Source organism: Pararhizobium sp. DWP1-1-3, assembly GCF_049896125.1.
Lineage (GTDB): Bacteria > Pseudomonadota > Alphaproteobacteria > Rhizobiales > Rhizobiaceae > Pararhizobium.
Map to the genome: position 1 here is coordinate 13,587 of NZ_JAFCTR010000029.1, position 14,426 is coordinate 28,012.

Here is a 14,426-nt window from a genome sequence, read left to right on the forward strand (position 1 = left end):
AAAACGGGCAACCTCCGATGACTTTGATCGGCAGGTCGCCTCAGCGTACGGCCACGGTTCCTTGGCACGATCTTGATAATTCCGCCGCAGATGGTTGGCCGCAACCATACTCATGGGGCTTGGAACATGATTCAGAATGATTTGATCGCCGCAGCGGTAAAAGGCGAAATATCCGGCACCGCACCGGGACATACGACTGGAGATCGCCAGTGAACCACGGCAATTTCGGTATCCCGTGCTTTGGAGAATACTGTCTTTTGTCTTGCGGGCCCGCTGGAAACGCGGCGTTCTTTTCTGGTTTCGCTCTGCCGCCAATCCGCTCCTGACCATTCGCTGGTGGCGCTTCCTTTCAGGCTTTGCCGCATCGCGGCAGTTCCCAGCGCCGCATGACGCGTTGCTACAGAAGCCGCTGTCGAAATTTCTCGTTTATGGAATGCGCGGTTCCAAGCAGCCGATTCCGAACAAGCCTTGATCGCATCCCCGCCGTTTCTTGACAATCCGGACCCAGTTTGCCGCCGATTGAGCCTTCGGAGAGACCGGCATGCGGAAATTTGCGTTCGATTATTGGAATTCTCCCTCAAGGGGATTGCGCCTGTCCCAGCCGGCAATGCCCAACAGCATCGACCCCGACAGCATCAACGGGGTGATTGCCGCCCTGGGTGCCTGGATCGTCTGGGTAAGTTTTGTCTTTGTCGTCTTTCCCGATCTCGATCTTGTGGTCTCGCGCTGGTTTGCCGGCGGGCAGACTTTCGTTCTGGCCAGCAATCCGTTCCTGGTGGGGGTAAGGGATATCGGTCGCCTGGCACAGCCTTACATTATCGGCTCGATGATCATGCTGATCATCCTGCAGAGGCTTCTGCCGGGATCAATGCGGTACTGCCCGCCCCATAAGCCGCTGTTCGTGCTCTTGAGCTTTGCGGCAGGGCCGCTCATCTTGGTCCAGTCGCTGAAGCTACTCATCGGGCGTGTGCTGCCCAATGCGCTTGTCGAGTTCGGCGGCACTGCGGATTTTACGCCGGTATGGCAGTTTTCGCGGCGTGCAGCCGCAGTTGCTCCTTTCCTTCCGGCGAGTCTTCTGCGGTTGCAGCGTCTCTGTCGCTGCTGATCCTGGTACCGGCCAGGTTCAGGTGGGCGGCTGCAATCCCGCTTGTGCCTTGTCTCATGTTCGTGGCGTTCAACCGCGTTATCCTGGGCGCACATTTGCTTTCCGACGTGGTGCTCGGCTGGCTGTTCGCCATGGCCTGGGTCTGGCGCTGGATGGATGTGCGTTCAAAAGCCATGCTTCGCAGGTGAGAGCAATGGTGAACGCCGTTGAGACATCCCTGAAACGGTTCGGCCAAGCGGCCGGCACGCCGGCGCCGGGCGCGTGCGTCCAAAAGGCGGAAAAGTTGAACTAATTACCGGTTGCTAATTCAACAATTCTTGCCGGAATAGCGCACTGGCTTCATATAGGTTTCATGACGAATGATTCGAAGATATTTGTTGGCCTGAAATCGACGCGCAAGAAGCCGGCTGCCAACAGCGAGCCGGCGGGTCCGAAATGCCAATGGGACGGTTGCGACAAAAGAGGCACGCACCGCGCGCCTGTCGGGCGCGATGCCGAAGGCCTGTATCTGTTCTTCTGTCTTGAGCACGTGAAGGAATACAACAAGGGATACAATTTCGCGACGGGTCTCTCTGACGCGGACATTGCCCGTTACCAAAGGGAAGCGACGACCGGCGGCCGCCCGACCTGGGGAACTGGCGTCAACCAGGCAACCGAAATCCCGATCCCGTCCACGGTCCGCTCCGGTTCGGCAAAAACATTGAATGATCGCAAAAACGCAGCGCAGCGCAAGGCGCAAAAGACGAATTCCCCAGTGAGAAAACTCAAGGTCCTTGAAGCCAAGGCTTTCGAGACACTCGGTCTTCCACAGGACGCGACGCCGGAAGAAATCAGGAGCCGTTATAAGGAACGGCTCAAAATGCACCATCCCGACGCCAACCAGGGCAATCGCACCTCCGAAGACGAGCTCCGTGCCTCGATCGAGGCCCATAAAATTCTCAAGCTGAACGGATTTTGCTGACGGTTTTCTGGCACAAGCTTCGATGCGGCCTCGCATTGCCGGATGACAGGCGAGACTGTCGTGATTGACCGGTCAATTGGCCTAAAAGCCTGGTGCCGCTGGACTTGACCGGTCTTGGCCGCGGCGCTCCCGTGAGAAACGGCACGAAACACAATCAGGCGACAGCAAACCCACGCTGACACATGTGCGGACAAAGTGTCAGAACCCGGACACGTAGCCGATCAGCATCGAATCTTCATGGGTTGGCGCCGGGGCGATGTTGATTTTTCCCCGCATCGTCTGAAGGTTGAGGCCGATACTGAAGCCGGTCTTGATGATGGTGCCTTCATTGGCGTTCAATGTTCTCAGAGCGTCATCGATCTGGATATCGATCAGAAATCTCAAGCCTTTTTTCAGTTGCGACCTGTCGTTCAGCGCCAGCCTGTTGCGCAACATAACCAGGAACGGATCGTTGAACAAAAAGATTTTCCGTTCTCTTGTCAAAACCAATGTTGGGGATGGTGACGCTTGAACGATGGCATTCAAATTGGCCATCGACGCCTTTGCCTCAAGCAACTCAATGCGGCACAGCGCCCACTTGAAACTGATTGCTCTCAGCAATGATGCAAGATTGGAATCGGGAATTTGGCTGGCAGCCAATTCGACAAGATCCGCCGTGCTGATGCCCGATCCCGCGGCAATTTGGCTCAAGCCGTCCCAATAGATACGTTCCAGGCGGATGCCTCGGCGTTCGCCTGTTCTGCCGCCGACAGCCTTGAAATGTGGTTCCACCTCCTCGGCAGCGATCCTCGGCAATGCGCTGCGCGTCTCCAGCCTTGGCAGCGCTACCTCACTGACGGGCACGGCATCGTCCAGTGCCATATCAACGCTCCGTCAGCGCTTCCGAGCGCGCCTTGTTGATAGGCTTGAGCAGATAGCTCAGGATCGTCTTGCGGCCCGTCATGATCTCAACCGAAGCAACCATGCCCGGCATGATCGGATAGGATTGCCCATTTCTTTCGAGATCAGAGCGATTGGTCTTCACCTGGACGAGATAATAGGTCTCACCCTTTTCCTTCTCGACCAAACTATCCGCCGATATGTTTGTCACCTCGCCGTCCAGCCCTCCGAAGATCGAGAAATCATAAGCTGTAACCTTCACGACTGCTTTTTGCCCGCGGCGCAGGAAAGCAACATCGCGGGGCGACACGCGGGCTTCGATCAACAGGGTATCCGCAGTTGGAACGACGCCGGCGATGACGCTGCCGGGATCGACGTAAGCACCGATTGTATTGACCTCCAGCGTATTGACGATGCCGTCCACCGGCGAGCGAATGTCGGTGCGCTTCACCCTGTCCGTGGCGCCGCGGATCGTCTCATCGACGACCGACAGCTCCGACAGCGTCTGCGCCTTCTCCGTCAAGGCCTGCTGCTGCAGTTCAAGCGAAACGTCGTTGACGAGAAGCCTTGCCTCTTCGATGCCGCCTTGGAGCCGCACCAGACTTTCCTCGTAGACCCTCAACTGCCCTTGCTGGTCCGTTAGATCGCGCTGGACCTTCAACACTTCCGTCTCGGCAACGAGCTTCTTCTTGGCGAGTGGGGCGATCAGATCACGCTGACGTTCCGCACTTTCAATGTTCTGTTTCAGGTGACTGATGTTCGCATAAGCCTCGCTCAGTTCGTTCTGTTTCTGCTTGGTCCGTTCCGTGAGGACGTTCACCTTGTTGCGATAGCTGGCACGGTTGGCGTCCAGCAATTTTTGCTCATTGAGGCAAACGTCCTTGGCGACGGCCATGATCTCGGGCGGGCACGTGAAATCGGCGACATTGTCGCCGGCCTCTTCCAGCGTCAGGCGTGCCACTCTTGCGCCCAGGGCGCGCGCCTTCGCCACCGATTCGCCAAGGGACGATTCGGTGGTGGTATTTTGAAGTTGAACCAACAATTGCCCTTTGCGGACGACCTGACCGAGGGTGACGGCGATCTCCTGAACGATACCCGCTTCGGACGTCTGGACGACCTGGGTCTTGGAGACCGGAATAACTCGCCCTTCGCCACGCGCCAGTTCGTCGATTTCGGCGAAGGCAGCCCAAGCCACGAAACAGACGATGCACAGCGCGACCAAGCCGAGGATGGCGCGGGCAAATAGCGGCGGATTGTCGAAACTCGTGCTGCTCATGCCGGCACCGGGCGGCTGCGCTGCATGGATTCGATAACGGCTGCCTTGGGACCGTCAGCGACGATCCGGCCCTTGTCCACGACGATCAAGCGATCAACCAGTTTCAGCATGCTGTGACGATGGGTGGCGATCAACAACGTGGTTTGAGGCCCGAAAGCGGTGCTCAACCGGGATATCAGGTGCCGTTCGCTGGCCAGATCCATGGCGCCCGACGGCTCATCGAGGAAAACGATCTTCGGTCTGACGAGAAGCAGACGGGCGATTGTCAAAGCTTGTTTCTGGCCACTCGACAGATTGCTTCCGCGTTCCCCGACCGGCATGTCGAAACCGCGCGGATGGTTAGCCACGAATTGATCGACACCCGTCATGCGTGCCACATCGAGAAGTTCGGCATCGGTCGCGTCCGAGCGGCCCATCAGGAGATTTTCCTTGACCGTTCCGGAAAACAAGTCCGAAGATTGCCCCGCGACGGCGACGGCAGCCCTCACTTCGGCCATGTGGTACTGGCGGATATCGACGCCATCTATCAGCAGACGGCCGGACGAGGGAAGAAAAAGCCCGTCGAGAAGGCGCCCGATCGTCGTCTTGCCGGATCCGATACGGCCGATAATGCCGATTTTCTCACCTTCTGAAACGGAGAAGGACAATTGGTTGATTACGGGATAGTCGGATCCGGGATATTGGAAAGAGACGTTCTCGAAGCGGAAACTGGCCAGCTTGATCTCTCGATTGACGAAGCCGGCCGTAGACGGCCGGTCGTCGGGCTGCTCCATAATCTTGTCGAGAATACGCAAGGACATCGTTGCCTGCCGGAAACGGGCAAGCGTCATGGCAATTTGTCCAAGCGGCGCACCCGCCCTGCTCGCCAGCATGACGGTGGCGATGATCGCCCCCATCGCGATTCTGCCTTCTGCGAACTCATAGGCGCCGGCGATAACGATCAGCGTACTGACGCTCTGCTGGATGAAGGTGGTCGAATTGACCGCGTTCGCGGAAATCTGCTTGATCTTCTCGCTTGTCCGGCTGGAGTTCTTCGTCAACTCCTGCCAACGCCGCAGCATGCCGGCCTCGGCGCTCAGGCTCTTTAAGGTTTCGATCGTCGAAATCGTTTCGACGAGAAGTGATTGACGGCGTGACGCCTCATTGGCGGCAGTCGCCATGCTCTTGCCGATCTGAGCCTGTGCAACCAGACCGACGATGACAGTGAGAATGAAAGCAACGGCTGGGATGACCACCAGCCAACCCGCGATCAGATAGATGACGAACAGGAAAATGAAGACAAAGGCGCTGTCGATCAGGACACCGATCGTATTCGAGGTGAAAAACTCGCGCACGAACTCATATTGCGTTACCCGGTTTGCATATTCTCCGGTTGACTGCGGCCGCGATGCCAGCGTCGAGTTCAGGACCTTGTCGAAAATTAGCTGCGACAGACGCAGGTCCGCCTTTCGCCCGGCATAGTCGATCAATGACGACCGTGCTGTTTTCAGCAAGAAGTCGAACAGGTATGCCAGTGTAATCCCGATGGCGAGCACCCAAAGGGTCGGCATCGCCTTGTTCGGCAATACCCGATCATAGACATTCATGGTAAACAGCGGCGAACCAAGTGCAATGAGATTGATGAACAGTGCCGCCACGATGACGCGTACATACGTTCGCCAATAGGGAACAAGCGTCGTCGTCAGCCAATGGCGCTTTTCGATCTCGACGGCATTGCCGACCTGCGCTTCCTCCGAGGCGTTGACGTAGTACACGCTGAAGGCAAAAGCAGCCAAGGGCTTGAAACTGGTCAGCTTCTCGCCTGGAAGACGGATCGCCGCCCCATTTTTGGCGACCATATCGAGAAGATAAGCATCGTTCTCGTCGCGATCGAGCAGTGCCAGAACGCGGCCCTCGGGCAAGAGGACCACGGCGGGACAGTCGAAATTGCCCGTGCGGCAATCCCGCTCGTCAATCTTGCGGACTTGCAGGCCTATACGCTCAGCGATCCGCTCGACATCATCCAGTTCGAGCGATTCCGTCAATTCATCCGGCAGCCCGGAGAAAAGCACTGTGTCGGACGCCGGCCGCCCAAAATAAGTGGCGACCGACTTGAACGCAGTTTTGAAGTTGCGCAACGGAATGGCGCCCGTACTTTCCATTGCTATGTTCAGCATCGCTGTGCACCCGGCTTGTTACTGGGACCGAATGGGCGCGAGAAGATCGAACGGCATATCAGCGCTTTGATGGGAATCAAGCTCGACATAATTTGCGTCCTGAACGGTGGCAGGAACACCAAACTCCTGGCGGGCATATTCAGCACCCTGATCCATCGGCTTCAGGCCCATCGTTGCCACAAGCTTTCCAGATGCGGCGAGAATTTTATACTCTGCGAACAGCGCCGCGAGGCGGGCTGTGTCGGAGAGAACGCTGGTATTGAAGCGCGTGTTCTGCGCATCCAGCACGTCCAGCAGCGACCGCTGACCGACCCGGAACTGTTCACGGTATGAGGAAACCAGCTGTGCATTCGTCTTGGACTGCCGGGACAGGGCAGCGGCAAGTTCACCGCGGCTCTTGCGCTCGTTCCAAGCCGACCGGACGGACTCCTCGACTTCGCGATGGGTCTCGTGAAGAACTTCACGCTGCTCGCTTGCGCGGCGGATTTGCTCCTGTTCCCGCGCGATGTCGATCCCGCCACGATACAGATTCCAGCGAGCGACGACGCGCGCCTGCAAATCATTGGTATTGCCGTAATCGCCGTTTATGTCATCGCCAGTGCTGGCGCTTGCCTCCAGATTGACCTTGGGCAGATAGTTTGCCCGGGCGCCCTGCACACCGGCATCGGCAGCATCGATGTCAGCAGCAGCAGATGACATCCGCGGGCTGCTCTTCGTTGCGATGAAGATCGCATCATCAAGCGTGCGCGGCAGGAACTTTGCAACGGAGCCAGGGGTCTCGACGTTGGAAATTGCCTCACCAACGACTTTCAGGAAACGGATTTTCGTTGCCTCCAGTTCCTGATTGGACTCGATCAAACGGGCGCTCGCCGCTTCCAGCCGTTCGTTGCCCTGCAGCCCGTCGGCGTCGGTCAAAGTACCGCCCTTGATGCTGTCCTTGATATCGCCGAGGATCTGCCGGTGAAAACCAAGATTATCCTTGGCAGCCTGAACAATCTTGGTCTGAAGGATATATTCCAGATAGCTTTGAACGACCTCAAGTGCGAGAGACTCGGATCTCTCAAGAACCCGGAACGAAGCGCCATCGACGCGCGATGCCTGCCGATTGACTTCGGCGCGCCGTGCGCCGCCATCATACAGGGTCTGGGTAATACTCAAGCTGACATCGGACGGGGAGAGGCTGTCGCGATCCGATGACAGACCACCGGAGGTCGGGCTCGCCAGGCGGCGCTTACCTGCCCCTGCTTCCAGATCGATCGACGGCAGGTACAGGCCCCGCGCCTGACGCAGTTCAAACTCCACGGCTTCGCGATTTTTCGTCGCCTGCAGAATCTGTGGATTGGTCTTAAGCGTCTTGTCGATTGCCTGCTTCAGGCTCATCGCCTCTGCAGCAACAGGAACAAAACCAAACGCCACGGTTGTACAAAGAACCGCGATCAGCCCGCTTCTTTTTTTCATCAACTTCCCCAACTCCCCGACATGCATCGAGCTACCGCTCTAAAGAACAGCGCTCATGAATTCCAAGAGGAAAAACCCCAGGATTAACATTTATAGTCGCTATCCACCCTCAGGATTCGCAAGTCATATAAATATCTATTTTTTCTATTACAAAATCACCGACTAAGACTGGTTAATATTTATTTCAACTCCAGGAACGCCCAAACGGAGAATCCTTACCGGCCTCACCCCGGCGTATTCATACGACAACTGTTTTTTTTTAGCCTGTCCATTTTTGGGCCATTCTATCCGGACGGATTCTTCGCCTTGGATAGTTGCATTTTCGTAACAGAGACCTTACGGACGCCGGACATGTAACTCTGCGCCACTATTGAATTCTTTCATCAAATATCGTTGTACAGATCGAATCTTGGAATGGACTCGGGATGACACGAATAGCCTGATGCAGCTAGGAAACGCGGCCGTTGATTCCGCCGCGCTTCTATGTTCAGACAGTCCGTTACCGTTCGTTAGTTATACGGTATGGGAAACTGCCGTCGCGTTGTGATCGTCATCGTAAAGAACCTTGACGGTCGATGTGTAGTCTTGAAGGACTGCCACGTCATGCCAAGCGCCATTGTCATTGACGCTGACCACGGTATCCGCACCGCTGACCGTCGTCTTCACGCTCGCCAAGGCATCCGCTTCGCTTGCATCATGACCGAGCAGCGAGGTGAGAAGGCTGGAAACATCCAGTACGTCGCCTTCACCCGCCTTGTAGTCGGTAATGACGTCGGCGAGATCGATCCCCTTGAACGCATCACTATCCAGAACGAAGGTATCCGCCCCGGCGCCGCCCATCATGGTCATATGGGCCAGGCCACCGGCCAGGATGTCGTCGCCTGCGGTGCCGAAGGAGCCATCGCCGACGATCGTGTCGAAACCGACTTCGATGAAATGACCATTCGAACCGTTGTCGAAGGTGAAAGTGCCCTCGGCAAGAACCGACTGGCCATCTTCCAGCCCGTCCACCGATGTTGCACAGAGCGAGATGCTGGCAACATGGTTGTCAGCCAGGCTCGACAGCTCACCCGCATCGCTGATGCCGTTGTTGTTGGCATCAATCCAGATCGAAAGCTTGGAGAAGGCATTGTCGTCAGCATCGATCTTGCCGTCGCCATTGCTGTCGAGCGTGGCAAGAGCCGCCACACCACCGGCATGGTTGCCGCCGGCAAAGCTCGGCGTGAAGATCTCGGTACCATTGTCGATCTTGCCGTTGCCATCAATATCATAAGCCAGGATGCCATCGGTGCTGGTCCACGCCACCTTGTCAGCCTTGCCATCGGCGTCGATGTCGAAGGTGACGCCATGGTCGAGCGACGAGAAGGCAAAACCGTTGTGGTCGAGGTCGAGGATGATGGGATCGGTCGCGCTATTGTAAGCAACAAAATCCGCGCGGGTCAATGCAGCAACTTGTGCAGCGGTGACCCCGTTCAGCGTGGCAATCAACGAACGGCTCGCCGCTCCACCTGTACCCCAATCTGTATCGAACCAAATCTGAGCAGCACCCGCGTTACTATTGTAAACTACGACATAAGAATTGCCGGCCGTGCTCGACGCCGCCAATATCTGAGCTTGGGTCTGCGCCGTTGTTATTACGATCACGTCATTATGGGAGGACTGACCAATGGCGGCTATACTCGTGGCCGTTCTAAAATCGGCGCTGTTCAATGTGGCCCCTGCAGATGAGCCTAGCGTATTGTTAAAATTCACTGCGCCTTGGCTATTTCCATCCAAGAAAGCAATCTTGTCCCGCCCAGCGATAAAGCCATTCACAGTGTCACTACCAGCATTGGTAGCGAAGCGAATTTGGTCCTGATCCGTATTTGCCGCAGAGAGATTGATGACGTCGTTGCCGCCACCGCCATTGATTGTATCGTTTCCGGTACCACCTGTGATCGTATCGATGCCGGACGACCCCAAAATTTTGAAGCCTTCCGTTTGATTGGTCAGGTTCAGCACTGCAGCGGCTGTCAGATCAACCCTTTCGACATTGACGATCTGCTCGTCGCTCACGCTGGTGAAATTCCCGGCGATCTTGAGCGTGTCGGTGCCAGTCCCCCCATCGATAACGAGATCACTTGCATCGGCGAAAAGCCAATCTTCGCCACTGCCGCCGTATAGCCGGTCGCTACCTGCGCCACCATAAAGATCATCGTTGCCGCCGTTTCCGAGCAAAACATCATTACCGTCTTTGCCATATATCGACGTACCGGTGTCACCATCGATCAGAATTTCCGCATTGGACGAGCCATCCAATGCGCCGGAATAATCATCGACAACAGTTACTGTTGCGGTGTCTGTAGAGGTTCCATCTGACACGGCATAACCGAAAGAGCCATTATCAGAGGCAAAAAAGTCCCAGAAATTTACAGTGCCATTGTCATCAAATACCAGGCCCCCACTGGCACCAGAAGCATTGGTGATTGTGAGATTGTTATGTTCGGCATCGCTGTCGTTGAGTAACAGTACCCAATCTGGAATCTGAACATAACCCTGATTTGTAACAACTCGATCGTTTGCAGCATCGGGCGCAGTATTGTTCGTAACGACAGCCGCCGTTGCAACACTGGTTACGGTTTCGCTGAAGCTTTGGCCATCGATATAGGTCGCCCGCACGGAAATCGCATGGCCCGTATCGGAGGCTCCGAGCGTGTAGGTCGCACCGGTGGCATTCGTAATAGTTGACCCGTCGCGAAGCCATTGATAGGCGACATTCGTCTTCTCACCATCTGGATCGGCACCAAGCGCCACCTGCAGAACATCACCCACCTTGGGCGCGCCAGCCGTTTGGGTCGTATCGGTCAGCGTGATCGGGGCTTTCCCGTCATTCACCGGCGTTACCGTCAGGTTGAACGGGAAAACCGCCGGTGCTGGGCCGTTTTGGTCTTCATTGCCGTCTTCAACCATCACGTTGAACGATGCTGCAGAACCTTCCGAGCCATCATGGTTGAATCTGATAAGTCCAGCCTCCAACTCTGCCGCCGTGAACGATGTCGCCGGGGCACCGCCGTTGGTGATCGTACCGTGCAACACGTTGGATACAAAGAACGTAACACCGGCGGCATTGTCGTCCCAGTCATGGTATTTGAGCTCGTTAGGGCTCAGCGTAAAGCTGCCGCCCTCAGCAACAACTGCCGTCATGGTGCCGCCCTCGATGGTCGGCGCATCGTTGAGGGCAGTGACATGAAGGGTAGCAATCTGCTCTGCGCTATTGCCGATGCCGTCATTGACAACAACTGTAACAGTCCGGTCACCAGCAGTCGTGTTCTCGTCGTTATTCACGTAGAGGATGTTCTTCAAGATGGCTTCATAGGTGCCAACCGGCGCGGAGCCGATGATCTTCAGTATCCCCGTGACGGAATTGTATTCGATGACGTCGAGACCGGAATCCTCCGCTATTGTCTTTGCCCTATCATTAAGCGCCAGCCCTTCCATTGCCCCATTCAGGAAATTGCGGAGCGTCAACTCCATTGACTCAAGGTTTGGCGAGTCAATATCCGAGAGAACGGCCTCGGAAACAAATTGCATCGGCATCTGCTCGTGCACCAAAATCTCAGCATCGCGACCGAAGGTGTAAGTATCCAGATCGATCGCCGGAGCATCATTTGTGCCGGTAACGGTCACCACAACGCTTCCCACGACCTTATCGCCGTCACCATCAATGACGGTGTAGGGAATGGTCATCTTGGCAATTTCACCCTTGCCGAGCGCATCAAATGCAGTGCCTGGCGTGATGACAAATCCGCCAGATGCATAGGCAATCGCTGGCGCCTGAAGGACAATTCCGGCTGGGCCGGCGATGGATGCCGTACCAACTTGAATGTGTCCCGCGTTATCCGCGCCGAACCGGAAGTGAGTACCTTCGACAAACGGTACGGTGATGGTCTCGTTTTCCGACATCGGTGCAGAGACAACCGGCGCTGCAACCGCGCCGGCCTCTTGAAGACCAATATTGGCGAGATAGGTGCCTGTATTGTCAGTCGGGTCACCTGTCTCCTTGAATGTAATCGTTCCGGCAGTCCCTGCCGAGACCAGATCGATAGTGATGACTTTCATTTCATTGGTCATGGCAACAGTCTGAACAAGCGCACCATTCCAATAGACCTGAAGCCCGGACGAACCTGGGTTTGGTGATCCGGCCTCGAATGACACCTGATAGGTCTTGCCTGCGGCCAAGCCGGTGAGTGTCTGGGAAATGGCGACATTGCCTGGCGTCGCACCAAGATCAACCATCGGCGCGCTGTTGGACGTGGTCATGCCGCTATAGCCGCTGGCGATCCGTTCAAGCCGGACGTCAGCCTGACCGGTCGCAGTGCCCTCGATCTTCCAGCCGATGTCTTCCGTCGTCCAGGTACCCCAGTATTCGGCGTGGGACCAATCCCCGGCCTTAAAGTCGCCGTTGGCAAGAAGGTTCGAAGCAGAGGCTGCCCCCAGGATCACCGGCACATCGTCAACAATGTTGATCGCGAACGCCCGATCGACATAATCGCCGTCACCATCATAAACACGGGCCGACATGTTGAGGATCAGCGGGTCGCTGCCGTTCGCATGATCGATGTTCTGATAGAGCGTGGCCGCGAAGCTGCCATTGTGCAGAACGGCGACGATGAAGACCGGGTTTGTCGCACCGGCGGGGTCACCCTGCTTGAAGGCAACCAGTTCCTGATCCACACCGTTGGTGGTGCGCACGATGTAATCGAGCGCTACGCCATCGGACGTCAGGCCCGGATTGATGATCGGGGTACCGTTGCCGTTCAAGCCGATGCTGGCATGGCTGTTCTTGTAGTCCGCGCCGAGATCGACGTTGAGGCTGCCAAATGTCGATGAGACCAACGGCAGGCCGGTTTCAGACACTATGCCGGTCTGGACAGCGCCGATCACGGCCGGAACGTCATCGATGATGCCGATCGTGAAGGTTCCCGGCAGGGTATCGCCGTCGCCATCAGTCGCGAGGTAGTTGATCGTCAGGTTGAGCTGGTTCTCACCGTTGGTGGCGTCCGGACCATGCAACAAGGTGTTCTTGAGCAGAGTGAAGGTGTAGGTGCCGTCACCGTTGACAACGATCTTCCACGAACCATCCAGCGCTGAGAGCGTCGATTTTCCAGCATCCCAGCCCGCGCCGTTCGCACTCAGTGCCACGCGTCCACCATCTGCACCAAGATCGATATTCAGCGTTCCCGTTACAGAGAGGGCTGCCTTCGAACTATCCGTTCCATACTGCAGATCGTCCTCATTGAGCGTCAAGCCGGTGGTCACCGGGCCAACCAAGACCGGGCTGTCATCAGACAGCGCGACGGTGAAGCTCTTGCCGCCGATTGTGTCTCCATCCGAGTCGGTGGCGGAGAACCCGAAGCTCAATCCCAGGCTCGCATTGTTTGCAGCTGCGCTGTGGTCGATATTGTCGAGCAGCTTGAAGGTCCAGGTGCCCTTGTCGGTAGTGGTTGCACCATCGTCCAAAGTCACCCTGAAGATGACGCGGCCGTTTGCATCGACCACGCCATTGTTGTCGTCATCCGCAACACCGATCAATTCGGTAGCGGAGATGCGGACCAGCAGGACCGCCGCACCGTTGGATCTCAGCAGACCATTGGCCGTCGCGACTTCCGTGTTGTTTGTCAGGCTGGCGTCAAAGGCAACAGAACGCAGTCCTGGATCGTTATCGGCACCCCAGTTGATGGCCAGCGAGCCTGTGTCCGACATCGCCGGCATCGTCGAAAGTTCGACATTGTCGATCAGAATCTGGTTACCGTTCCCTGCCGTTTGCTGGACCTCGATGCGGACCTGGTAACCCGCGTAAGTAAGAGCCTGTGCTGCAGTCAGAGCCGGTGAATTGAGTTCGACCGGCGTCCAGCTTCCGTTCGCCGGGACAGGCAATGCCTGCGAAGCCAACACGAAGCTGTCGCCCCCTTTGGTCAAGACAATGCGGACCACTCCGCCCGGCCAATCCTGGTCGGTGCGATCGCCAACATTCAGGCGGACCGTATAAATCTCGCCTTCGCCAACGATCTCGCCGGTGTTCTGCGCCAGCATCGCGCCTTCGCGCAACCATACGACATTTCCACCGGCATGACCCGTCGCGGCAACGATCGAACCGGCCGGTGCAAAAAGGCCACCAACACCGTTGGAGATCGTCCATCCGACCGGGCTGGTATAGGTGAAGTGACCTCTGGTGAAGTCGATATTGACGCCCGGCTCACCGGCGGCGAGCGACGTTGCCTCGAAGCTGGCATTGGTGAGCGGTACCTGAACCGCGTTTTCAGTCAGGGCGCCGGTCTCTGGGTTGCCGATTGCCGGGCTGTCATCGATGACACCGACGGTGAAGGTGTTCTTGGCGATATCGCCGTCGCCGTCGCGGGCGGTGAAGGTGAAGGTGAAGGTGAAGGACAGGACGTCTTCGTTGGAGGCACCCGATGCCTTGACCGGATGATCAAGCACGCCCTTGAGGTCGAACTCGTAACTGCCGCTTCCAGCGTCCGACAGGGTGACGGTGAACACCGTCTGGCCGCCGGCCGAAGCCGTCAGCACCGTGCCGTTGGCAGACAGCGAGAA

At 56.8% G+C, this 14,426-nt stretch carries 10 protein-coding genes; 4 read left to right on the forward strand and 6 right to left on the reverse strand.

Annotated elements, in window-relative coordinates:
• Nucleotides 1–131: 131 nt before the first annotated feature.
• Nucleotides 132–497 (reverse strand): hypothetical protein, encoded by a 366-nt coding sequence (locus ACP7BS_RS28950; RefSeq protein ID WP_426232621.1) that lies wholly within the window; start codon nt 495–497, stop codon nt 132–134.
• Nucleotides 498–541: 44 nt separating this feature from the next.
• Between ACP7BS_RS28950 and ACP7BS_RS28955 the strand changes: the two genes are divergently transcribed.
• From ACP7BS_RS28955 to ACP7BS_RS28965, 3 genes are all read left to right on the forward strand, one after another.
• Nucleotides 542–1,105 (forward strand): hypothetical protein, encoded by a 564-nt coding sequence (locus ACP7BS_RS28955; RefSeq protein WP_426232620.1) that lies wholly within the window; start codon nt 542–544, stop codon nt 1,103–1,105.
• Nucleotides 1,021–1,293 carry a phosphatase PAP2 family protein gene (locus ACP7BS_RS28960; RefSeq protein ID WP_426232619.1) on the forward strand — a complete coding sequence of 91 codons (273 nt, stop codon included), beginning with the start codon at nt 1,021–1,023 and terminating at the stop codon, nt 1,291–1,293. Before ACP7BS_RS28955 ends, ACP7BS_RS28960 begins: the two co-directional genes overlap by 85 nt.
• Nucleotides 1,294–1,457: 164 nt before the next feature.
• Entirely contained in the window at nt 1,458–2,066 is a 609-nt protein-coding gene (locus ACP7BS_RS28965; protein ID WP_426240856.1) for a J domain-containing protein, read from the forward strand.
• Nucleotides 2,067–2,264: 198 nt separating this feature from the next.
• On the opposite strand, the gene ACP7BS_RS28970 is transcribed toward ACP7BS_RS28965, so the two are convergent.
• The 5 genes from ACP7BS_RS28970 to ACP7BS_RS28990 form a co-directional block, all read right to left on the reverse strand.
• Nucleotides 2,265–2,927, reverse strand: a complete 663-nt coding sequence (locus tag ACP7BS_RS28970) for a ribbon-helix-helix domain-containing protein (RefSeq protein WP_426232617.1) — start codon at nt 2,925–2,927, stop codon at nt 2,265–2,267.
• Between the two features lies 1 nt (nt 2,928).
• Entirely contained in the window at nt 2,929–4,221 is a 1,293-nt protein-coding gene (locus tag ACP7BS_RS28975; RefSeq protein WP_426240857.1) for an HlyD family type I secretion periplasmic adaptor subunit, read from the reverse strand.
• On the reverse strand, nt 4,218–6,377 hold the full coding sequence (locus tag ACP7BS_RS28980) for a type I secretion system permease/ATPase (RefSeq protein WP_426240858.1): 2,160 nt from the start codon (nt 6,375–6,377) through the stop codon (nt 4,218–4,220). Before ACP7BS_RS28980 ends, ACP7BS_RS28975 begins: the two co-directional genes overlap by 4 nt.
• Before the next feature lie 18 nt (nt 6,378–6,395).
• Nucleotides 6,396–7,757 (reverse strand): TolC family outer membrane protein, encoded by a 1,362-nt coding sequence (locus tag ACP7BS_RS28985; RefSeq protein ID WP_426240864.1) that lies wholly within the window; start codon nt 7,755–7,757, stop codon nt 6,396–6,398.
• A 591-nt stretch (nt 7,758–8,348) separates the two neighbouring features.
• Nucleotides 8,349–13,922: a cadherin-like domain-containing protein gene (locus tag ACP7BS_RS28990; protein ID WP_426240859.1), complete on the reverse strand. Its 5,574-nt coding sequence runs from the start codon at nt 13,920–13,922 to the stop codon at nt 8,349–8,351.
• Nucleotides 13,923–14,036: 114 nt separating this feature from the next.
• Between ACP7BS_RS28990 and ACP7BS_RS28995 the strand changes: the two genes are divergently transcribed.
• A partial coding sequence (locus ACP7BS_RS28995) for a hypothetical protein (RefSeq protein WP_426240860.1) occupies nt 14,037–14,426 on the forward strand: 390 nt, incomplete at its 3' end.

What these genes read in the sequence shown, in the direction of transcription:
- ACP7BS_RS28975 (WP_426240857.1), bottom strand. Translation starts at nt 4,221, where the DNA reads ATGAGCAGCACGAGTTTCGACAATCCGCCGCTATTTGCCCGCGCCATC.
- ACP7BS_RS28980 (WP_426240858.1), bottom strand. Translation starts at nt 6,377, where the DNA reads ATGCTGAACATAGCAATGGAAAGTACGGGCGCCATTCCGTTGCGCAAC.
- ACP7BS_RS28965 (WP_426240856.1), top strand. Translation starts at nt 1,458, where the DNA reads ATGACGAATGATTCGAAGATATTTGTTGGCCTGAAATCGACGCGCAAG.
- ACP7BS_RS28970 (WP_426232617.1), bottom strand. Translation starts at nt 2,927, where the DNA reads ATGGCACTGGACGATGCCGTGCCCGTCAGTGAGGTAGCGCTGCCAAGG.
- ACP7BS_RS28955 (WP_426232620.1), top strand. Translation starts at nt 542, where the DNA reads ATGCGGAAATTTGCGTTCGATTATTGGAATTCTCCCTCAAGGGGATTG.
- ACP7BS_RS28960 (WP_426232619.1), top strand. Translation starts at nt 1,021, where the DNA reads ATGGCAGTTTTCGCGGCGTGCAGCCGCAGTTGCTCCTTTCCTTCCGGC.
- ACP7BS_RS28985 (WP_426240864.1), bottom strand. Translation starts at nt 7,757, where the DNA reads ATGAGCCTGAAGCAGGCAATCGACAAGACGCTTAAGACCAATCCACAG.